Annotated in this window: 18 protein-coding genes and 1 tRNA gene; 9 read left to right on the forward strand and 10 right to left on the reverse strand. The window is 53.0% G+C overall.

What is annotated here, in order from left to right:
• A partial coding sequence (locus HRU10_07150; protein ID NRA27008.1) for a hypothetical protein occupies positions 1–230 on the reverse strand: 230 nt, incomplete at its 3' end.
• A gap of 174 nt (positions 231–404) precedes the next feature.
• Here HRU10_07150 and HRU10_07155 point away from each other — a divergent pair.
• Together HRU10_07155 and trxB are read left to right on the forward strand one after the other, a co-directional pair.
• The gene (locus HRU10_07155; GenBank protein NRA27009.1) at positions 405–560 is read left to right on the forward strand and encodes a small basic protein; all 156 of its coding nucleotides are present in this window, start codon (positions 405–407) and stop codon (positions 558–560) included.
• A 158-nt stretch (positions 561–718) separates the two neighbouring features.
• A complete protein-coding gene (gene trxB, locus HRU10_07160) occupies positions 719–1,651 on the forward strand; it encodes a thioredoxin-disulfide reductase (GenBank protein NRA27010.1) in 933 nt (310 codons plus the stop codon).
• A 102-nt stretch (positions 1,652–1,753) separates the two neighbouring features.
• Here the strand turns inward: trxB and HRU10_07165 are convergent, their stop codons facing one another.
• Both HRU10_07165 and HRU10_07170 read right to left on the reverse strand, forming a co-directional pair.
• Positions 1,754–2,560: a class I SAM-dependent methyltransferase gene (locus tag HRU10_07165; protein NRA27011.1), complete on the reverse strand. Its 807-nt coding sequence runs from the start codon at positions 2,558–2,560 to the stop codon at positions 1,754–1,756.
• A gap of 156 nt (positions 2,561–2,716) precedes the next feature.
• On the reverse strand, positions 2,717–3,349 hold the full coding sequence (locus HRU10_07170) for a hypothetical protein (protein NRA27012.1): 633 nt from the start codon (positions 3,347–3,349) through the stop codon (positions 2,717–2,719).
• Between the two features lie 220 nt (positions 3,350–3,569).
• Between HRU10_07170 and HRU10_07175 the strand changes: the two genes are divergently transcribed.
• Together HRU10_07175 and HRU10_07180 are read left to right on the forward strand one after the other, a co-directional pair.
• Positions 3,570–4,592, forward strand: coding sequence for an aldo/keto reductase (locus HRU10_07175; GenBank protein NRA27013.1), 1,023 nt, complete (start codon positions 3,570–3,572; stop codon positions 4,590–4,592).
• Between the two features lie 116 nt (positions 4,593–4,708).
• Positions 4,709–6,700 (forward strand): transketolase, encoded by a 1,992-nt coding sequence (locus HRU10_07180; protein ID NRA27014.1) that lies wholly within the window; start codon positions 4,709–4,711, stop codon positions 6,698–6,700.
• 434 nt (positions 6,701–7,134) lie between these two features.
• Here the strand turns inward: HRU10_07180 and HRU10_07185 are convergent, their stop codons facing one another.
• Entirely contained in the window at positions 7,135–7,968 is an 834-nt protein-coding gene (locus HRU10_07185) for a carbonic anhydrase (GenBank protein NRA27015.1), read from the reverse strand.
• Positions 7,969–8,152: 184 nt separating this feature from the next.
• Between HRU10_07185 and HRU10_07190 the strand changes: the two genes are divergently transcribed.
• From HRU10_07190 to HRU10_07205, 4 genes are all read left to right on the forward strand, one after another.
• Positions 8,153–9,001 carry a helix-turn-helix domain-containing protein gene (locus HRU10_07190; protein ID NRA27016.1) on the forward strand — a complete coding sequence of 283 codons (849 nt, stop codon included), beginning with the start codon at positions 8,153–8,155 and terminating at the stop codon, positions 8,999–9,001.
• 204 nt (positions 9,002–9,205) lie between these two features.
• A tRNA-Pro gene (locus HRU10_07195) sits at positions 9,206–9,282 on the forward strand.
• 286 nt (positions 9,283–9,568) lie between these two features.
• On the forward strand, positions 9,569–10,744 hold the full coding sequence (locus HRU10_07200) for an ATP-binding protein (GenBank protein ID NRA27017.1): 1,176 nt from the start codon (positions 9,569–9,571) through the stop codon (positions 10,742–10,744).
• Between the two features lie 490 nt (positions 10,745–11,234).
• Entirely contained in the window at positions 11,235–12,542 is a 1,308-nt protein-coding gene (locus HRU10_07205) for a phenylacetate--CoA ligase family protein (protein NRA27018.1), read from the forward strand.
• On the opposite strand, the gene HRU10_07210 is transcribed toward HRU10_07205, so the two are convergent.
• The 6 genes from HRU10_07210 to HRU10_07235 form a co-directional block, all read right to left on the reverse strand.
• Positions 12,522–15,101: a hypothetical protein gene (locus tag HRU10_07210; GenBank protein ID NRA27019.1), complete on the reverse strand. Its 2,580-nt coding sequence runs from the start codon at positions 15,099–15,101 to the stop codon at positions 12,522–12,524. The genes HRU10_07205 and HRU10_07210 overlap by 21 nt on opposite strands.
• 254 nt (positions 15,102–15,355) lie before the next feature.
• Positions 15,356–16,315 (reverse strand): formylglycine-generating enzyme family protein, encoded by a 960-nt coding sequence (locus HRU10_07215; GenBank protein NRA27020.1) that lies wholly within the window; start codon positions 16,313–16,315, stop codon positions 15,356–15,358.
• A 27-nt stretch (positions 16,316–16,342) separates the two neighbouring features.
• Positions 16,343–17,623, reverse strand: a complete 1,281-nt coding sequence (locus HRU10_07220) for a hypothetical protein (GenBank protein NRA27021.1) — start codon at positions 17,621–17,623, stop codon at positions 16,343–16,345.
• A complete protein-coding gene (locus tag HRU10_07225) occupies positions 17,620–18,261 on the reverse strand; it encodes a formylglycine-generating enzyme family protein (GenBank protein NRA27022.1) in 642 nt (213 codons plus the stop codon). Before HRU10_07225 ends, HRU10_07220 begins: the two co-directional genes overlap by 4 nt.
• Before the next feature lie 27 nt (positions 18,262–18,288).
• Positions 18,289–18,588, reverse strand: a complete 300-nt coding sequence (locus HRU10_07230; GenBank protein NRA27023.1) for an SUMF1/EgtB/PvdO family nonheme iron enzyme — start codon at positions 18,586–18,588, stop codon at positions 18,289–18,291.
• A 497-nt stretch (positions 18,589–19,085) separates the two neighbouring features.
• On the reverse strand, positions 19,086–19,970 hold the full coding sequence (locus HRU10_07235) for a formylglycine-generating enzyme family protein (GenBank protein ID NRA27024.1): 885 nt from the start codon (positions 19,968–19,970) through the stop codon (positions 19,086–19,088).
• A 145-nt stretch (positions 19,971–20,115) separates the two neighbouring features.
• On the opposite strand from HRU10_07235, the gene HRU10_07240 reads away from it, so the two are divergent.
• Entirely contained in the window at positions 20,116–22,473 is a 2,358-nt protein-coding gene (locus HRU10_07240) for a hypothetical protein (GenBank protein ID NRA27025.1), read from the forward strand.
• Positions 22,474–22,722: the final 249 nt, after the last annotated feature.

Genomic DNA, 22,722 nt, shown 5'->3' on the forward strand with positions numbered 1-22,722 from the left:
TCTACTGCTTCACCAAAAGAACTGAGTGTCTGCTGCCCGAGCTTGTTAATCCTGGCAACGAGTTCGTCTTCGACAGCGTCAATCCGGGTGCTTTGCCCCTGCTTGAGCCGACTGAGCTCGACCACTTCTTTAACCCGATCGAATAGTAGCGGATCTGCTTTGAGAACAGAAAGGAGGGCGTCGAGCTCCGATTGTTCGACTTGTTTTGGAGAGGATTTTTTATCAGCCATCCCAAGCCTATTTCATATTAGTGAACGCTTGTACACCTTAAAGTGGTGTTTCTGCAAAAAAACTCCCCGTTCCTTCAATTGCACCCAATACTACACCATCACCAAATCCTGAATTGACACACATGACTCAAAACCGTTTTCTCCTTCATTTTTCTTTAATTTAAGGGAATCATCATGTCTCAGCACAACAGTTTCAAAGTCGGCGCTTCATCAAGCGGTAACAAACGCACAGTACTCAAGCGCTTCGAGCGCGTGTCACTACTCAAAAAACGCGGCCAGTGGAAAGACGGAGACCGCGTCGTAGGCCTAAAGAAGACAAAACCCGAATAACTGACCGCCTCTTACCTATTCACAAAGCCTGATTTCCAGACGAAGTCAGGCTTTTTTCGGCAAAGGTAACCGCCGAAAAACACAACCCAACGGCGTAAGCATACTTTTCTCTGTCTCGATGGTTGCAGAATCGACGATTCTGTCTCATTTACGCCGGGATGGAAAACGTCATTATCATTGGCACCGGCTGCGCCGGACTCACCTCAGCTATCTATACAGCTCGCGCTAACCTCGAGCCTCTCTTACTCGAAGGCTCACAGCCAGGTGGACAGCTGACTACGACGAGTGAGGTTGAAAACTTTCCTGGATTTCCAGAGGGCGTCGATGGCTTTATGCTTATGGACAGCCTGCGCAAGCAAGCGACACGCTTCGGCACTCGATTCGCCTCGGAATTGATCAAATCCGTTGAATTCGAAGGTGAAGTAAAAAAACTCACCACCGAGTCTGGAAAAATCTACGAAACCAAGACCGTCATCATAGCAACCGGGGCACGCCCACGCCTGCTCGACATACCGGGCGAAAAGGAGATGTATGGTGGAAAGGGTGTCACTACATGCGCCACGTGTGACGGCGCCTTTTATCGCGATATGGACGTCGTCGTGATCGGCGGTGGCGACTCCGCCTGTGAAGAGGCCCTGTTCCTCACTCGATTCTGTTCCAAAGTCACGATGGTGCACCGACGCGACGAATTCCGTGCGTCACCCATCATGGCAGACCGCGCTAAAAATCACGAAAAAATCGAGATCATCTGGGACTCGGTCGTAGACGAAATCATTCCTGACGATCAAGGCATGACCCGCGCCATCAAAGTGACGAATCGCAATACCAGCGAGCCTTCCGAAGTTGAATGTAAAGGTGTCTTTATCGCTATCGGACACATTCCTAACACCGACTTTGCCCAAGACGTCCTCAAGACTGATGAAGACGGCTACATTGTCCCCGAGTTGGGAAGCCAAGTCCGCACGAGCATCCCTGGGATCTTCGTCGCTGGAGACTGTGCCGACCACGTCTATCGCCAAGCGATCACCGCCGCCGGCATGGGCTGCCAAGCCGCAATCGACGCCGAGCGCTGGCTCGCCGACCAGGAATAAATAACACGCAAAACAACTTCGAAGCAAAACGCCGACCCACACCACGGGGCGGCGTTTTTTGTACTAACTTGCTTAATACAGCAGCGCCTAGCCGGTGACCCTTCACTCGGGCGGCTTACTCGCCACGACAAATGAGTGGCCACAATCAAACTCATTGGGTTCGAGAATGGCCGCATGGCGCCCATGCCATCGCCCCGACTCCAGGTCAGAGCGCAAGCAAGCTACAGCAGAGTCGAGTTGCTGCGGGTCCATCAGCCTGAACGACGAGATTCCAGCACGAAAAGCCTCGTCAAGGTATTCTTCTGGTCTCCGCCAAGCCGAACAAAAAAATCCGTCCTGATTATCGGACGGAACTGGATAGGCTTCATCAACCGCTCCGGCAAAACCAACGACAGCAAGACGCTGAAGCAATTGACCCATAGGTGGGAAAATCGCTTCAGCTTCAACAAACAAGGCATCGAAATAAGCACGCATCCAGAAATCTGAGGGAATACGCCTTGGGTCAGAAGTGAATGCAACAAAACGGCCGCCCGGTTTCAAAACCCGGCGTATTTGATTCAGTCCCAACTCTGGATCAGTAAAGTGGTGCATTGACAGAGTGCAATAGACTGCATCGAACTGATCATCGTCAAAAGGCATGGCCTCAGCGCTGCCTCGGTACCAGTCAATCGAATCGCGTCCTACCGCGCTTTCCAACATGATTGTCGAAGGTTCGAGAGCAGTCATCGAATAGCCGAGATCAGCCAGCGCCGCAGTATAGTTCCCCGTGCCAGCGCCAACATCTAAAATATGAGCACCCTCCGGCTGATCCAGCAACGCCACTAATTTGCTCAAAATACGCACATCAGCAGCCCGCCTAGAATTGTAGCCTTTGCCAATCAAATCGTAAGTCGGTAATTTCGTGCTCATAATCTCTTCAGTAATACCAAAACAACAGAGCGTCCAACTTATGCTGCTCGCCCACCCTAAACTATTAGATCACAACATTCATCGATTTCTTAGGCTAGTTCTAGAGGACATTGCCTTAGCCAGCACACATCCAGTTCCTAAATAAGAGATATTACACTATATCGAACTAACCTCCTTGATATGATGCGACATATCCAAGGATGCTTCACGGACCAAATCTAGGATCTTAAATTTCTCCTCTTCAAGCACATCTCGGCTCCAGGTCGTCGCGTATGTGTCAAAACTTCTTTCTAGCCGGTCGAGACAATCGACCACTGCCGGACTATCGATGAAGACCGCCTTAGTATACATACAAATGGCAAACCCATACCGCATATCCTGAGCGGCTATACGTTGCGCCTCATACATCTCTCGAGTCGCATCGAAATCGCGTCCGTCGGCATAGATGAGGCTTTCTCGTTCACTAGAACCTTGATGGCTATACAACCAAATTTCCCGATACCGTATGCCAATACTCTGGTCGAGATACAGCATAATTCCATCGGCAAATTCTTTGACGGCTTCCTTTTTCGCCGCCAAAGCCGAGAGTCGAACTTCACGCATTTCGCGCCGAGTTTCCAACGTATTCGTCACAAGGAGTGATGATAGAGTCAAAAAACCCCCAGCCACAAATGACAGAAAAAACGGGCTGTTTATAAAAGAAATAAGGCCTTTAGACCGCGATACTTTTTGGGTATCCCCAGAGTGCTCTATCAGGGCCTCAACTTCATCTGAGATATTCGTGTCCATTAATGTAGAGTGGTCTAAACTTTAGAATTCCGAGGTTCAACAATAGCAATACCTGAACCATTCACGACCCAACTTATCCAAGTTAATTCGCGGATTCTTTGCACTCTTCTCTAGAAATCTCTTATCAACAGGCTCGTAACACCAAAGTCACGTGTCCCTTATTGACCTACTACGAGATTAGGCCACGGTCAGATATTCGATCTATAATCCTGACCTAATTATGAACTATAAACGCCTGGGCCGCAGCGGCATTGTTGTATCGGATATCTGCATGGGAACCATGACCTTTGGTTCCAGTTGTGATGAGGACGAAGCTTTCCGAATCTTAGACCGCTCGCTTGAGGCCGGTATCACATTTTTTGACACTGCAGAAATCTACCCTGTCCCGCCCAAGGCCGAATACGTCAACGAGACCGAACGCATTTTTGGACGTTGGCTCAAAACCAAAGAACGCTCCCAGGTCATCATCGCGACCAAAGTCACGGGACCTGGCCATGGTTGGTTCAAACCTCCTGTGCGCCACGGTCTGACTGCTCTGGATCCGGTTAACATCCGCATTGCTATCGAAGGGAGCCTCGAGCGCCTGGGCACGGACTACATCGACCTCTATCAAACTCATTGGCCCGACCATGACTATGGCTACGAGGAGACCCTCACTGCGCTCAATGAGCTCGTCTCCGAAGGGCTTGTCCGCGTCATCGGGTCCAGCAATGAGACCGCCTGGGGCGCGATGAAAGCAGACGCCACTGCAAAAGAATTGGGCCTGCTCAGCCGGTACGAGACGATCCAAAACAACTTCTCCCTGGCGAACCGGCGCTTCGAAGATAGCCTGGCAGACATCTGCACCCGTGAAGGCTTAAGCTGCCTACCCTACTCACCTCTAGCCGGCGGCGTCCTAACTGGAAAATACAATGGCGACACCTACCCCGATGACGCCCGCTTCAGCGCTTATTTGAAACAAGGAGGCGAACGCCAAAAGAAAATGGCCCACCGGTTCGTGAATGAAAAAACCTTGGGCACCACCGCCGACCTCATGGAATTGGCCCAGGAAGTCGGCACTACGGCCACAGCCTTGGCAACCGCCTGGAGCAAACAGTTTGACTGGGTCGCCTCAACGATCGTCGGCGCCAACACGGTCGCGCAGCTCGACGAAATTCTTGGGGGCGACGAACTTAAAATTACCGACGAAATCAACGGCGCTATCGACGCTATCAGCCAGAAATATCCCTACCCCATGGGCTGATGGATCGAGACCTTCACCGATATGCATGAGCAACTTTCATCCACTTTTGGATGAATTCAGTTTCGCAAATTCGGTAAAAGAGCCCACATGCTGATCCTTTAACTAAAAGAAAACCTATGCAGTTCGACACGAACACACTCTCTACTCTTGCCACCGAAGCCCGGGGCATCGCAATCGACGGCGTGGTCGCCGCAGGATATGTGGGGCACCTCGGCATGCCCCTCGGAGCCGCTGAAATTGGCGCAGTCACTTACGGCTATGGCCTCAAAGTAGATCCCGCCAAACCGCGCTGGATCAACCGCGACCGCTTCGTGCTCTCTGCTGGTCACGGCTCCATGTTTCTCTATGGCTGGCTCCATCTCGCTGGTTTCGACGTTACCAAGGAAGATCTTTCCAAATTCCGGCACCTTCATAGCAAAACCCCGGGACACCCTGAGTATGGCTATACCGACGGCATCGAAGCCACCACCGGCCCCCTCGGCCAAGGTGTCGGAAATTCCGTGGGACTCGCCGTCTCTGGTAAAATGGCAGAATCTTTCTTCAACACAGAGGAGCATGCTATCTTCGACTACAATGTCTTCTGCCTCGCAGGAGATGGCTGCCTGCAGGAGGGCGTTGCCCGTGAAGCGGTTGCCTTCGCCGGCCACCAAAAGCTCGACAACCTCATTCTCATTTACGACTCCAACGACGTCACCCTCGACGCCATGGGCGAGGCCTCGCAATCCGAGAACACTCAACATGTATATGAAGCCCTGGGCTGGGAAGTTCTCGTCGTCGACGGACACGATCTTGACGCACTCAAAGCGGCGATCGACTACGCCCGGGTCGCCAAGAACGGCAAACCGAAGCTCATCGAAGCTAAGACTGAAATCGGTCGTGGAATACCTGAAGTAGCCGGCACCAGCGGCGCCCATGGTGAAGGCGGTGCCAAATTTGCCGAAGCCTCGATCAACGCCCTCGGCCTTCCCGGCGATCCCTTCTATGTCTCCGAGGAATCCAAGGCCTACTTGGACTCGTTGAAGGCAGAACGCGCTAGCGCATCAGCAGCATGGGATGCACTGTATGCCGACTGGAAAGCTGCCAATGCTGAGTTAGCGCAGACTCTCGAAGACGGTTATGCCAACAAGCTGCCTTCCTTTGACGAGCTCTCTGCGCTCGTTTCAGCCAACGAAAAAGCTGCCGCGACGCGGGCTTCAGCAGGTGCCGCACTGAGCGCCCTTGCTGCTAAACTGCCACTTGTCGTATCCGGCTCTGCCGATCTCCACGGATCCACGAAGAATTACCTCAAAGAAGCGGACGGCGACTTCATGCCCGACAACCGCAAGGGCCGAAACATCCTCTTCGGTATTCGCGAACACGCCATGGGTGCGATCGTCAACGGCATCGCGTACGAAGGCCTCTTTTACGCTTCGGGCGCGACCTTCTTCACTTTCTCCGACTATATGCGCCCCAGCGTGCGCCTCTCGGCTTTGTCCCATATCAACTCCCTCTGGTATTGGACCCACGACAGTGTCGGTGTCGGCGTCGACGGCCCAACTCACCAGCCCGTCGAAACGATGGCCTCGCTGCGCGTCATGCCGCAACTCAGCATGATCAAACCCGGAGACCCCGAAGAATCAGTCGGCGCTATTATCGCCGGCCTTCTACGCACCGATGGCCCCACGGGCTTGAGCTTGTCGCGCCAAAATCTACCACTCATCGAGACGGTTCCCGCAGAAGAACGCCGCAAAGGCGTCCTCAAAGGCGGATACATTATCAAGAAAGAGGCGGGCGAGCTGACCCACATCATCATCTCCTGTGGTAGTGAATTGTCCCTCGCTGTCGAAGCCGCCGAAGCACTCGGAGACGGCGTGCGTGTCGTCTCTATGCCCAGCACCTTTCTCTTCGACCAACAGGACGCAGCATACCAAGAGTCCATCCTGCCGGCTTCTTGCACAAAGCGCGTCGCTGTAGAAGCGGGCGTCCCAGATAGCTGGTATAAATATGTAGGCTTTGCTGGTAAAATCGTCGGCTTCACTCGCTTTGGCCTCAGCGCTCCAGGTGACCAAATCCTCAACGAACTCGGCATCACCAAAGACGCCGTAATCGAGGCCGCAAAAAGCCTGTAAACTCGAGATAGATTTACTTTCGAAGACCCGGTGCACTCAATGGCATCGGGTCTTTTTATTTCAGTGACTTCCTGTTCAGAGCATGAGAAGAGCCCTGCCCAAGCGTATTACGTAGGATGATGGGGAGAGCGATTGCCACGGGGTGGGTCAAAGCTCAGGTCAAACAATGGCTATCGCCATCAATCTAGAGATTTCTTCGCCAAATAGCCACGGCCCCAAAGCAAAACACTCGCGTCTACTAGCGTGCATTAGCGGATCCCTAAAAGACTAAAACCCAGCCGAGAGGCATATAGACACTCCCACGATCTCCTTTTTTAGCACCAGAAAGCGCAGAAGTTTTTTGGGAAGCCATACTCTCTCGATTCTCAAATTCCGCGCTATTCTGCGTCTTCCGCGGCTCATTTAGAATGAGCTAAATTCAAATGTGGTATGCTCTAAAAACCACCTTGCCCATCCTCCACCGGCGGCGTCGGCAGTAAGTCGGTTGGCTCAGCCGGAATGATCGGCCCTAAAGGAACAGCTGGCGTCACCGACTCGGACGGTCGTGCACTGACTGGAATCATGATTGGCATGGGGGCAGATTCAACAGGTTTCAAGGTCGGACGTGGCTTAGGTTTTGGGGTCAAGCGAACGAGCTGTGGATCAGGCGCCATCCATTGAATACTCCCTGATCGTACATCGTAGACAGCCCCAACAATCTTCAGCAGCCCGTCCATCACACGTTGTTTCGTGAGGGGTGAGATCTCAAGGAGGTCGCTGATCGACTGTTGGACATTGGCTTGCACTGCAAAGGGCAATAGTTCTTCTCCAGACAACTCGGGAAAACGCTTTATAGCCTCTTCGACCGCAGGCACCATGTTGTCGAGCAGCCGAGGAAGGTTTCCCGGCAAAGCGGATTCCTCCAATACGGCCCGCACCGCAGCACAATCCGCATTGCCCAAGATCACAAGAAGCGGTGTGCCCAGTTGGTCGACGCCATACTCAATGGACGCGGCCTGATCCACATCCACGACCGCACCAGCGACCCGGACCACAAATAAATCGCCCAAACCCTGATCAAACAATATCTCAGGCGGCACTCGGCTATCACTGCTACAGAGAATAGTCGCTACTGGGTGATGTCCATGTTCAGCCAGAGCCTGCAATCGAGTCCGAGACTGCCTTGGATGCGCAGAATTCGCGGAGACAAACCGAGCGTTTCCCGACTTCAGCAGAGTCATCACCTCTTCCGGCATCATCGACGAGCCCGAAGTGCTCGCCGAGCTCATAGAGGAGGTCAAAAAGCTTGAACAAAGCAAAATAATCAGTGGACGCATGGCTCAAAAGTCGCCGAGGCATCCCGGCCCTTGAATGGCTTAACCCCTGCTGATTATTTACTTTCCAAAGGCGTCAAACACAAAAAACGGGTTATATCTTGTGATTCAGTGACGAACTGACCTAACTATTTAATACATGCAGAGTATCGGCGATAGACTCGAAGAAGCCCGCAAACGGCAAAACCTCACACTGAGAGAGGCATCTGATGCCACCAAAGTCAGGGTAGACTTTCTGACGGCATACGAGAAGAACGAGTTCGTCTTCGACCTCCCGGAAATCTACCGACGCGGATTCCTAAAAATTTACGCTTCCTTCCTGAAGCTCGACGTGAAGAAGGTGATGCTCGACTATTCAGCCCTCACTGCCTCAGCAGCATCAGGACGAGCAGCACGCCAAAGCCATCTGGCGCGCATGGACCTCGATCCTGCGGAGAATGCCACGTCACAAAATAAACCGTCCTTCCGCCCAACAGCCAGTGGTCTAAAGCGAGGCGATGAACACGCTGAAAACTCCGCCACCGCCTCAGGCAAACAAACCCCAATGCCCAAACTCCCAGGCAGCGTCGATTCAGGCACCCTTTGGAAGTTTGGATTAGTCATCGTCGGTGGCCTCCTAGGGATGGTCATTCTCATCCTCTTCGTCAATCAATGGACCCAAGTAGATCCAGACGACATTGACAGGCCTGTTTCCACAACGATGACCTCGACCGAAACCGGCGAAGACAACGCCGCATCCGCGCCCCAAGAAGCTCAGCAATTCACGCTAATCGCAGCCGGAGGCGATGTATTCGTACGCGTCACCGAAGTCGGCTCGGGCGCAGTCCTTCACAACGGCACCATCGCCGACGGAGGATCTGCCGACATATCGTCAAATGGCGCCGCCCGAATCATGTACACGGAACCCAACTTCTTCCGCGTCATCAAAAATGGTCAAACCTTTCGCGCTGCCGACGGCTCCCACCAAATGCGAACCGACCAGTTCTAGAGAGAAGTCTGACCCGTCCTCATGTTTTGTAGGATGATCGCGAGAGTGATTGCCATCGGACGAGTCAAAGATCAATTCAATCAACAGTCGTCATCTCCACGCTATCCAAGAGATCCGAGCTTGAATCAGTTCCAGCCATTCTAGCGCCCCAAAACTTTAGAACCTTGACGCCCAACCCACACGAGGCTTGTCTCCTCATCGAGTCGGGCCGTAGCGCAGTCTGGTAGCGCACTTCGCTGGGGGTGAAGGGGTCGCAGGTTCAAATCCTGTCGGCCCGACCATTTTGAGTTTTTGGAGTTCAATTCAAACTTCACATCAAACTGGAGGTGAGATACTTACAGTTTTTATGGTCCTGTCCTAATTTGTGCGAGAATCGGTAAAATCACCGCATAATCCGATTTTTGTGTCCCTATGTGTGTCCATAGCAGTCGTTATTGAGAAAGTTGAACTCTATACCAACGACTTACGAAAAAAGCCGACAGGTTGTCGGCCTGCCAACTTAAATCACACCTGAAGAGATCAAGACATCACTTTACAACCATGCTTTTTTGATGCTAGCATTAAAAAATGCATGGTTTAGATCGAAAACTTAAGCAGCGGGTTCTTGAGCTACTCGACTATTTCCCCGCGGTTGCACTACTAGGGCCACGCCAGTGCGGAAAAACAACACTCGCATTTGAGATCAAGGAAAGCTGGAGCAAGAAATCCACCTACCTTGACCTGGAAAATGCCGCAGACTTGGCGAAACTGGACGATAGCGTCGGCTATCTAAAACCCTTAGAAGAGCAATTGGTCATAATGGACGAGGTCCAGCACCGCCCTGCACTCTTCCCCGAAATACGCGGCCTAATTGATGACGGCCGACGCAGAGGGCTACGAAGCGGCCGGTTTCTATTCTTAGGTTCAGCATCTTATGAGCTACTCAAACAAAGCGGTGAAAGCCTTGCTGGGCGCATCGCATTTTTAGAGCTCACCCCATTTCGGTTCGATGAGGTGCGCCATGAGGAGATCGATAAGCTCTGGCTACGCGGAGGATTCCCCGACAGTTTTCTCGCACCAACAGAAAGCGTTTCCGCAGAATGGCGACGCAACTTTATAGACACCTATTTAACACGCGACTTAAGCATGTATGGAAAGGCGGACTCATTACCAGCGATGCGCGATCTCCTGAAAATGACTGCACATCTTCACAGCCAAGTTTTAAACGTGAGCCAGCTGGTCGAATCGCATGATTTCAGCCGACAGCAAATCAGCGACTATCTCGATCTTTTTGAGCACACATTCGTCATCCGCCGTTTGAAACCATACTTCACGAACGTAGGGAAGCGGCTCACAAAAAGACCGAAGATATATATTCGCGACAGCGGGCTGCTGCATCAATTAGTCGGAATCCAAGACTACGACACGCTAAGTGGGCACCCGATCAGAGGTGCCAGCTGGGAAGGCTTCGTCATCGAACAGATCACCGCCTTGCTTCCAAGCTGGGAGCCATACTTCTACCGCACATCTAATGGAGCGGAACTCGACCTACTCATGCTAAGAGGAGAGACAATTCTAGCTTTCGAGATCAAAGCTTCGGTCGAAGCGAAACTCACCAAAGGGTTTTACACTGCTTGCGAGGACATTAGGCCAAGTGAAACCTTCATCGTGTCACGTAATAACGGAACGTGGAATACTTCCAGCGGCGTCACCCACACCAATATCAATGATTTACGAAAAATTCTATCTAGCTACGCAGATTAGAATCCACGACAAAACGTGTCTAGTTCCGCCAAATTCTTGTATCCCTATGTGTGTCCATTAGACTTCAATAGAGCTCTAAGTTGCTGCACAAGAATGGGATAAGATTCACTTGGCAAAGGTTCAAATCCTGTCGGCCCGACCATTTTGAGTTTTTGGAGCTCGTGAAGTTTTACACATCGCACTGCGATAGAGCGACTTACAGGCTTTATTACTTTATCTCAATTTTCGCTAAATTCGGTAAAGCTACACCAAAATCCAAATTCTTGTGTCCCTATGTGTGTCCCAAGTGAACGCATTTTTCAAAGGCACGCTATTATTCAGTGACTTATGCAGAAAGCCGACTGGATTCGGCCCTGCCTGCGCCCAGAATGAAATTTTAAATACCTTGAGGTATTCAAATATTTACGCAATGACCCGCTTGAGGAGCCATGGAGGGAGTCGATTAAACTTGCGAGATAGCCAGAGTTGATGGTCTCTAGAAGCTGTTCATATGCTCGAATTTGCTAACCAAACAGATCAGGTAACATGGCCAAGCGTGACAAACCCATGGGCTTCTGCGATCGGATGTTTGCTCTACCAATTTGAACAAACTCAATGGCTCAATCGGCGAGAGCTGGAGAAGCGCCAATGGCCGCAGATCCAATCTATACTCAACTTCGCATACTCTAATTCTAGCCTATATCGGAAGCTCTACGATGAGCATGGAATCGATCCATCCACATTTCAGAACCTCGATGACCTATTGAACCTCCCAATCGTCAGTCGCGAGCAACTACAACGCAACGCAGACGATTGGTTCTGCAAAGAAATCCCCAAAGGCCACGGACAGATTCTCGATCACTTCACAAGTGGTTCTACTGGGCGCCCTCTTCACTCAAGGAGCACTAACCTGACACACTTAATAAAATGCGCTCTGATGATCAGGTCTCACAGTTGGGCCGCGCGCGATCTAAAACAGAGTGTCGTTTACATAACTGAAGCAAATCAAACGAGCGAAGTAAAACACTCGTCCACCTGGGAAAGCGCAACAAAGCACGTGCTAAAGACTGGGCGCTCTTCATCAATCCCTATTACGATGCCGGTAGACGAGATGCTGAGAACGCTACGTGATCTACGTCCGGCCTATCTAATTGCATATCCATCAGTGATAGATTCCCTGATGAATGCGTGCACTTCTCTCAAGTCGCAAATTCCGTCGCTACGTCAGCTAGGAACTTTCGGTGAAGTTTTGACGGAAAGGACAAGGCGTCACGCTAAGGAAGAGCATGGCCTCGCAATTTTTGACAATTACTCCGCCTCCGAACTAGGTCCGATAGCGGTTCAGTGTAGTGATTTTGAACACTATCATGTGCAGTCTGAAGCCGTATTTGTAGAAATTCTAAATGATGATAACACTCCAAGCTGCCCCGGTCACGTTGGCAGAGTCGTGGTAACTTCCCTCCATAATTTCGCGGCACCGATGATTAGATATGAGCTCGGAGACTTGGTAGAAGTTGGTGAGGATTGTAAATGCGGACGAGGCTTGCCAGTGCTCACCAAGATAATCGGGCGCCAGAGGAATCTCTTTAGATATCCAGACGGAACCCGAAGGTGGCCCAAGATCGAACATGATGAGTTCGCTAGCTTCTGCCGCATGAACCAACTGCAAATCGACCAATTTCAGCTCGCACAAATTTCGATCGAACAACTAATTTTGCGCTTAGTTGTCCGGCGGCAGCTTACTGAGGACGATAAAGCGAGAATCGCTCGCTTCGTGGATCAACAATTGGGAACCACTTCATTCATCTGTGCAGAGTAGCTGAATGTAAAGGCCTCCGTTGTAAGTCCTCCGGCCAGACTTTCGGTCGGTATAGTCTTGCCACTCGACACGGATAATGAGCTGCCCCGAGGGGTCATCAGAGTCACTCGCTCGCCTCAGATGCAGCTGAAACCCATCTTCCCAGATAATAAGTTCGGGATCGGGGGATGCGCTATGATACCATTCATTGTCCTGCCGATCCTTGTTATCCCCAAAAAGATACGGCTGGAGCTCCCCGTGGGCATGTTGGCACAGATTAGCCAAGAGATCTCGGTAGTCGCTATTACCGATCAAATAAGTGAACGCTTCGTCCTCTCTTTTTCCACTCAGGCAAAAGCTATGATTGATCGCCGTCTCGCCCAACTCACCGGCGACTTTATTCCACTGAAATAGGGCTGATTCCAAAATCCCCATTTTAGGATGGGGCAACAGTGCAGACTGCACTGCTACCATGCGATCCTTGCCGACTCTGATACAGATCTGACATTGATCCAAAAATCCCACGAAGAAATCCAGGGTCCATAGATCCGTAAATCTGTTTTTTAAGGGCTCATATGCCTGTATCCATTTCTTGAAATCACTTTCGTTAAAATAGCTCCGCGTCATCCCTGTTTCGACCAACTTATGATCGTACTCCATCAAGGCATACACGAGATCGCAGGCCCATTGTTGGTTGAACACGACCCGGCTTTGGCCGCGATTCTTCAGCCAAAAGAGCCGTCCGCAATCATGCAGGTATTGTGCGATTACCTTGGCGTGGCGAACATGGATCTCCTTACTCCACCTGCGACCCGAAAGCTCAGTCGTCGTGCCAGTCCAATCCGCAAACGATTCCTCATGTTTACCAGATCGGATGCGATCGCTAACCAGCTCTGAAGCTTGTCTAAAAACAGAGGGGCCACGCATCCCATATGCGTCCGCCTGTCTGAAGAGAGCGCGCTTCAGCCAATAGGCGACCGGTTGAAATTGATCTTCAGCACTCCGCCTTTTAGCCCGAGAACTTTTCTCGTCAGGAAAGTCTAAGACTGTAATGGGGATGTCGCTACCCACATGGCACAGGTATTCTCCCGCTTGAGCCTTCACCTGGGACACAGCCTCGTCCGAATCTGTGCTTCCGGTGTATACAATGTGGATGGATAAACGATGTAGCTCCTTGGCAAAATCGTCCATTGTCTTTATGCCCTGAACCGTCCGGATATAGTCGAGCCAGTACTTAATCTCCCGATACTCGTTCTCCTTCTTATATACGATTACTTTTTCTTCTGAGCGCTCACCCAATTCGCTCTCAACCCGTGCCTTCTGTGTATCAGGATCCGTCAATGCAATGATGTAAACCGATCCCTCCGAAGCGAATAACCGGTGGGTATTGTGATACAGTTCTTGCCCTCCAAAATCCCATATATTGGCGATACCCGTCTCAGTTACACCGGGCCCGCGGAAGTCTGTCTTCCATTCGATACAGTGGATGCCCTCCGTGGAGTCCGAATGCGTTGCTGGGTCAAATTTCGCATTCCGTTCATCTTTCGATTGGTCATAATATCGCAGGGCTTTAGCGATCGTGGTCTTGCCGCAGCGCCCACTGCCCAAGAGCAGGACTTTCGACATGACAATCTTGTCAACGCTGTCGGCATGCCGACACAGCATTTTAAACGTTTCGGCCACATTATGATCAGGGCGGGAACTCCGATGGATACTGCGGATATCCATCCCAAGGAACTCAGAGAAACTGTCGCAGCCATCACAAGTAAAGTACTGTAGGGGCATATCTTTAACCCCTTTTTCACTATCTATTTCTCCGGGATAAAAAGCGTCGATGGTCTTCAGTGCCTCGCAGCCATTCACATTGAGGTGATGCAAGCTACGTTGCTGATCAATATTCTTGATTTCAGCCAATTGAGTGCAGCCGGATAGATCCAGCTTACGCAAAGAATGTGAACGCGGCAACCGCAGACACGTCCATTGCCCGCAGTTTTCGGCGGTAAATTCTTTGAGGCCGGCGCCCCAGGTCGCCTTAAAGGCTGCCAGCTCATCCGAGGAAGGTTTCTTTTTTGTGCCACGATTCGATCTCAGGATCGCCTCTACATACGCCTCATCCAACTGCGCACAGCCGTCGATGTGGAAATACATCAAGTCCCGCAAGCTGTAGCCCTCGAGGGCATCTTGGGGCAGTGCTGTGCAGTATGATAAATCCAAGAGCTCCAGGCTCTCGGGCAAGTCGGGTAATTTTTTTAGATCCACACAGCCCCGCACGTCGAGCTCGCGAAAATATTTGGGTAAGACAGGCACCTCAGTAATCTCCTTGAGGCACCAGAGATGGAGGCATTTCAGATTGGGAAACAACTCGGCGAGGTTCGAATGCAGGTCTTCATCGGTACGTTTGATAGCCTGTTCTCTCCTCTGAGCGAGATCTTCACCCTTCATTGCGTCATAATCAAGCGCACCCAAAACGATACGCTCTATCTGTTCTTGCGGCCCCGGGTGCGCCTTAATCCATTCGCGCAGCTCGCTTCCCCCTGCTGCGAAATGTAGGGCGACCTCTGTGTCTTCCGATCTACTCATTATTCTCCGTGTTTGTCTTCGTTTCTTTAGAATTTCGATTAACTGATCACCGTTTCAATCAATTGCGATAGTAGGATGGGCGACGGCGCCCCCTGGCAGTCTCTTGTAGCCGACCCGCTCTGTCGGGGCGCAGGCCGTTGCTCCGATCCACGCCAAAGCGGCGAGCCGACAGAGCGGCTCGGCTACACAAAGACTTCTTGGAGGGTTGACCATTACCATTGCTCTCGCTTTTCAGAAATTTACCGATGACTCCATCACAACACTTCACCTCGCGGCTTTTCGGGCGCGTTAAGCCCATCCAGGCCGGACACACGATCGGACGCTCCGGCCCCTCCAGATGCTGACTCGGCGGGGTCCCTCGCCTCGGCATCTTCCGGGCCTACGCTCGCTTGCTGGTTTTTCACCGGACCGGAGGACAGGCAAAGGCGGAAGCCCCTGCTCCAGTAGCGAAGGCCAGGGTGGTCCCTGGTGCGGAAAGCGGAGCGGCAGTTCCCGGCTGTGAGGATCCACGAGCCGCCCCGGAGGACCCGCCGCGCGTCCCGGCCTCCCACATCGATGGGATCCACAGCCACAACACCGCGCTCAGCGTAGGCGCCTGCGTTCCAAGCGTCGAGGCACCACTCATCCACATTGCCATGCATGTCCCACAAGCCGAAGGCATTGGCACACTTGGTCGGAGACCGTACTGGCTGCGTACTGCCGTCCGCATTTGCACCATACCATCCGGCATGAGACAGCGCTGCGGCACCGTCGCCGTTAAAATAGTCGGTGTCGGTGCCAGCACGGCAAGCATACTCCCACTCCGCTTCCGTCGGCAAGCGCGCTTCGACGCCAGCGGGCAAAAGTGAGGCCTGCTCACTCAGCCATACCCCCATCAGACGGGCTTCATGCCATCCCACTCGCTCAACTGGATGGCCATCAGGTTTACTCTTGAAATAGCTGGGATCAGCCCCCTCCTGCCCTTCGATCTGTTGTAAGCGCTCCCCACACTGTTCCGCCATGAAGCGGTATTGCCCCTGCGTTACCGGCGTCTCAGCCATCCAGAATGGCCGGCTCATTTTGACCCACTGCCTCGGCTCCTCATCTGAATACTCGCCACGAGCCCCCCTGCGAAAACGCCCCTCCGGCAGCGCTCGGAAAGCCATTTCATACGGCTGCCCCTTGCAGAGCACATGCCGGGGCAGCGGACAAGATGAAGATGATGAGGATGGCATACGCAACATGATGAAAAGGAGGGCTGCTTACCCGTCGACTCCCTTCTCCGCTCCCATCCAGGTTGAGATATCGGCAGTCGACGGGCGCTTGCCCGGGGATGTGTCCCCGCTCGATTGAGCTGGGGTATTGGAAAAGGCGACGTCCGGTGAAGGCACAGCCTCGCCGTGCCGGAGGACAGGCAAAGGCGGAAGCCCCTGTTCCTGTTGCGATTGCCAGGGTGGTTCCTGGTGCGGATAGCGGAGCGGCAGTTCCTGGCTGTGTTGATCCACGAGCCGCCCCGTTGGACCCGTTGCGCGTCCTGGCCTTTCCCAAATGTGTTCAGATCGACGACAGAGCGATCGCCGCCAATTGATGTCATCCGCCACCTGGGCATGGGCAAAGGCGGAACTCAGTGCCGCACACTCTGAATCCCTGAGATCGCGGGCATCCCGCTGCACCCTTTTCGCCATCGCCCCGCACTTTCGGCGCAAACGGCGGCGACCTAAGGCACTTAAGCGCATACGATCGGGATAGATGGTAAAGCCAAGAAAGGGAACACCCTGGGATGCCCGATTAAGCGTAGCTCCATGTTTCATGGTGAGACCCAGCGCACACAAGGCCTCTTGGACAAGATCCTTCACACGCATCAATTGAGCTTTATCACCGATCACCAAAAAATCATCCATGTAACGCACATGATGGTGATTCCCTGGGAGCCGTTGAATCAAGTGGTCTATCGGATCTAAAAAAAAGTTGCCCAGGTATTGGCTCGTAAGCGCTCCGATGGGCAAGCCATGCTCTGGAAGTGTCGTGTAAGAGCTCAATAGACGCTCCCAAAGCTGTTGGAGGCGCTTTTCGCGAAAACGGCGTGTTAAGCCGTGGCGCAAGCGAGCATGCCCAACCGAGTCATAAAACTTCGCTACATCTATCTTGAGGAACCAAGAATCTGGCTGTAGCCAGCGGCGCACCTGCTCTAGAGCAAGGTGCTGCCCGCGCCCCTGGCGGCAAGCATAGCTGTGGTGATAGGCTCCACGCTCAAAAATGGGCCCGGTGACTGCGATTATAGCATGATGGACCACACGATCTTCAAAGCACGGAGCGTGGATGATTCGACTCTTAGGGTCACGGATAGCGAATGCTCTGTAGGGAGAAAAGCGGTAATCACCCGCATTGAGCTGTCCCGCTATGTGGCTGATCCGCTCTTCTGCACACGTCAGCCATTGAGCAACCTCGACCCGTGAGCGCTTGCCTTGGCTCGCTCGCCAGGCTGCTCTGGATAAGTTTTCGTGCACCCCGATTTGGTCGAAGAGGCCGCCCACCGCTTTCATAGGGCGCGTCCTCCTGACTTCCCTCTATGTGAAAAATTTTTCGAGCCGCTGCGCGGCGGCACCTGTAGATCCGCGTAAGGATCTACTTGGACTCGACCGCCGGCGCCCCCTCCAGTCGCACCTTCAGGAACTCCGCTCCTTTCAGCTCCCTCCGAGGACTCCTGCTCCAGCCGGTTTTTCACCGGACCGGAGGACAGGCGAAGGCGGAAGCCCCTGCCCCCAGAGCGACTGCCAGGGTGGTTCCAGTGGCGGATAGCGGAGCGGCAGACCCCGGCCGTGCTGAACCACGAGCCGCCCCGGCAGACCCGAAGCGCGTCCTGGCCTCGCTCAACGATCGGATCCAAACCCAGAGCACCATGCTGAGTGTAGGCCCCTCTGTACCAGGCATCCTGACACCATTCCCAAACATTCCCGTGCATGTCCCACAAGCCGAAGGCATTGGGACGCTTTGTTGCGGACCGCACTGGATGTGTACTCCTGCCGGAATTTTCACCATACCATCCAGCGTCGAACAGAGCCGCGGCACCGTCGCCGGTATAATAGTCGGTGTCTGTCCCCGCGCGGCAGGCATACTCCCACTCCGCCTCCGTAGGCAAGCGAAGGTGTAGGCCCTCCGGCAGACTCCAGTTTGCACGCAGGCCCGTGAGTAGCTGCTGACAAGCGTCTCAACTGAGAGACGCCACCGGATGATCGGGCTTGCACTTAAAGTCACTGGCTCTGGACGGCAAATCGACTCTACTCATCTTGACGAGTGCGGCATAGTCCGCCTGCGTGACCGGCGTCTCCCCCAGCCAATAGTCATGACAAAGGCCGACCCAATGCCGGGGCTCTTCATCAGCACGTTCACCGCGCGCGCCCATGCGGAAACGCTGATCTTTCGCCGGGATGTGGTGAAAGACTAAGCACTGATGGTCATCTGTGGGCAAACGTAGCGGAGGCTGTTGTTTACGATTCTCGGGCTCCATGACTTCTAAAGGAGCCAAATGAATAATCCCATACCCACAAGGGTTTATCTTCTTTTTACACTGGAGAACCCTGCAAAAACGAGTAGCTCATGAAACCCTACCTGGCTTTCAGGAAATGACCCAGCCCACAGGCAAAACCAGGCGGCGACGAAGCACCGCCCTCCATTTGGAGGGGCATGCTTCGTCATGACCCAAAGCCTAAACGATCCCAAAGCAAAACATTCGCGTCTATTCGCGTGCGTTCGCGGATCCCTAAAAGACCAAAAACCAGCCAGGAGACATATGAACACTCCAACGATCTCCTCTTTTAGCCGCAGAAAGCGCGGAAGTCCGCGGAAGCCTTTTTTTGGGAAAGCCATATCCCCCGATCTTCAAATTCCGCGTTTCTCTGCGTCTTCCGCGGCTCATTTAGAACCAGCTGCATGTAAACATACAACACCGCAGGCGGCGACGAAGGGCCGCCCTCCAGCGGCTTCCATGGTAGGTTCGCGTATAGTTCAAAGTCGTTCAGGCGGATTTAGCACCGCCCAATTTGCGCCGGACGCTCCGGCATCTCCGCTTGCTGGCTGGTTTTCCACCGGACCGGAGGACAGGCAAAAGCGGAAGCCCCTGATCCTGCTGCGAAAGCCAGGATGGTCCCTGAATCGGAAAGCGGAGCGGCAGTCCCCGGCTGAGTTGAACCACGAGCCGCCCCGGGGAACCCGACGCGCGTTCGCTTGGCCAGTCTCGTCAGCAATCGCGTTATCCTTCTGGAAGCCGCGATTCCGATAGGCCCCGATTTCAAACAAGTCTACACCCCAATCATCTTGGCACCATTCCCACACATTCCCATGCATGTCCCACAAGCCGAAGGCATTGGGACGCTTTGTTGCGGACCGTACTGGATGCGTACTGATTCCGGAATTTTCATCATACCATCCAGCATCAGACAGCGCCGCAGCACCGTCGCCGGCATAGTAGTCGGTGTCTGTCCCCGCGCGGCAGGCGTACTCCCACTCCGCTTCTGTCGGCAAGCGCAGGTGTAGGCCCTCAGGCAGATTCCAGTTTGCACGCAGGCCGGTGAGTAACTGCTGACAATCGTCCCAACTGACAGACTCCACCGGGTGGTCTGGCTTGTTCTTAAAATCGCTGGGGGCGGAGTCTAATTCGACTCTACTCATCTTGGCGAGTGCGGCATAGTGCGCCTGCGTGACCGGCGTCTCTCCCAGCCAATAATCATGACGGAAGCCGACCCAATGCCGGGGCTCTTCATTGGCATGCTCTCCCCGCGCGCCCATACGGAAACGCTGATCTTTCGCCGGGATGTGGTGAAAGACCAGGCACTGATGATCATCTATAGGCAAACGTAGCGGAGGCTGTTGTTTACTATTCTCGGGCTCCATGACTTCCAAAGGAGCCAAATGAATAATCCCATACCCACAAGGGTTTATCTTCTTTTTACACTGGAGAACCCTGCAAAAACGAGTAGCTCATGAAATCCTACCTGGCTTTCAGGAAATAACCCAGCTTGCTCGGTTCTTCTCTCAAATGAAACACCCTAACCTGCATCCACCTTCTCAAGCGGAGGCTGCCCTGCCACGCATTGCGCTGCGTCTAGGCGTAGCCGGAAAAGGGGACCTCAGGGGCCTTTTGCCCAGGAGTCATGATCCTCTATCCCAAATCTTCACAGATATCTTCCAACAAATCGAAGGTTTCCTGTGCGCCATCCAGGATGTCGACGACCCAGCCTGTCGGCGCAGTTGTATTGATTTTTTCGATAAAACCCAGAGGCCGGAACTGCGTCTGGTGTGCGGACTGGCCCAGGGCACCGATGCCAAAGCTGTCGATGCCTTTATCCCAGATAGAACCGGCAGCAATCCCATTGAACGGACATTCCAAGCGGTGCTTCCGTTCAGCTATGCGGTCGATCCTTTTAGAACTCCCACCGATACGGACGACCCGAATGCAGGGATCGTGGACTACGATTTCTCTTTTGACTCTAGCACCAACGATGGTTTCGACCGGCGGTTGAACGCGGCGGATATGCGTGTCGTGGCTGACGGCATCTTCGACCCCAAACCTGACGAGTATCCAGATTTGCCAGGCTGGGACGACTGGTTTGCCCAACATCACCCTTCGGTCCTTGAGGCGATAAATCAGGCGGCAGACGATGAGCAGAGAGCGGAAGTCCTCAAAAAATTCTTCGAAAAGCTTAAAGGTGAGCAGACCGCAGACCGAAAGCATATACGGAGTGTCCGCCGCCGGCGGGGCCATCGCTGTCAATCTGCCCTATTACTCCGGCAAATAGATATACTCATCGCAGCTGTAGATCCATTCGATCGCGATCTTCCCGGCGGAACCTTGGAAACAATCCGCGCAGCGCAGAAACAAAAACTGCCGATACTCCTCATCTGTCTCAAGAGAACGGATACTTCTGATAACACCCCCCATCTGAAGTGGGTGCTCGAGGATGACGACCTAGAGGAGCTGCGCGTCCACAGCGTGGGCTCAGACGATGATGCCCGGCTGTCTATGATGCGCTATCTGAGTAGCCTACTTACGAACGACCGGCAGTTCTACGACCGGCTCCAAGGAAATAAAGAGAGACACCCCAAAGCGGAGTACATCGCGCTCTTGAAAGATCTCTTCGAACCCCCGTATGGCCAAACGGTTTTGTTCAAACGCGAAAAGGGGACGATCCACAACTGGCTCTATGAGCAATTCAAGAAGGCTACAACTGCCCCTGTGAGACCAAAGAAGCAGGAAGAGCGTAAAACCCAAGGAGGTGCGTCTGACGAGATCCCCTGCATAGCCCAAAACCGCAAAGCGATCAAGAAACTCAACGAGCACTACACGGGGCGCTACCGTGGTTCTTTTCTGCTCAATGCTATCTTTGTCATCTTGGCGCTAGCGGCAGCTGTCATACGAGAAAACTTAGAGTCCGCAGACGTATCCCTGAACCAATATCTGGTCAGCGCTCAGATCATTTTCGTATCAGGCATTTTAATAAATTCCGTCGTGGCCAACGGAGGATTCCGGATCTCAAAAAAGTGGGTGATCAAAAATTTCAAAGTGTTCTCCGCTCAGGAGGACGAGCCTAAGTTCAACCGGAGCTGGAACCGAAAGGCGATCCTCTCTAGGTATGTCATGGAGCGTATGCGCTCTCTGTTTTACCTACCGAGGCTCGGTCACCTGCGCCCGCCTTCAGTGACCAAGTCACGCAGTATGTCAAACGATCTAGAGACCAGCGCTCTCGACTGGCTACTGTTGGCATGGATCCGTGAACTCAAGCCAACGGACATGCCAGGGAGGTTTAATAGTAGAGCCGTATTGCTTGCCGAGCCGACACATCTCAAATTCTGGCAAGCTGACCTGAAGGCCGCATTGAACAGAGTAAAGGATGCATGGATCAGCCACGAGACGAATGGACAGACGGTGCACCACGCGAAGAATGCCGAAGAACAAGTTACCATGGATCGCTCGCTTCAGTTCGGCGTGACTGCCTTCAATGGATCGGCCATTTTAGCCCTGAGTGCTTTACTCGGATACATCACCATCGGCTATGATGCAAAAGAGCTCCCAGTTCTCCTCATCTTCGGAACCGTCCTGCCAGTGCTCGCAAGCATTCTCTCCACCATCCGCTACTTAACCGAGGCCAGCAGGCTGTCGGAACGCTCAAAAAACATGGCCCTCTTCTTGAAAGATAAAGGATTAGAATTGGAGCGGCTGAATACGGGTATTCACGAAGTGAAAGACATCCAGAGCGCAGGGGGTGAGCCAGCTATAGCCTTGATAGGCGGTCATACGCACTCGGCCTTAGACTCGGTGAGTCTCCTTGCGAGTGATATGATCGAAGAAGTGTCAGACTGGTCTGTCGTCTACCGAAAGGAAGTCGAAGACTCATGAGCGCGGCTCGTATCCCAGCAAAACAGCCGCGATCCCAAAGCAAAACATGCGCGTCTATTCGCGTGCATTAGCGGATCCCTAAAGGATGAAACCCAGCCAGGAGACATATAAACTACTCCAACGATCTCTTTTTTAGCCGCAGAAAGCGCGGAAATCCGCGGAAGCCTTTTTTGAGAAGCCACACCCTCGATTCTCAAATTCCGCGCTTTTCTGCGTCTTCCGCGGCTCATTTAGAACCAGCTGCATTCG

It is taken from the genome of Opitutales bacterium, from assembly GCA_013215165.1.
Lineage (GTDB): Bacteria > Verrucomicrobiota > Verrucomicrobiia > Opitutales > JABSRG01 > JABSRG01.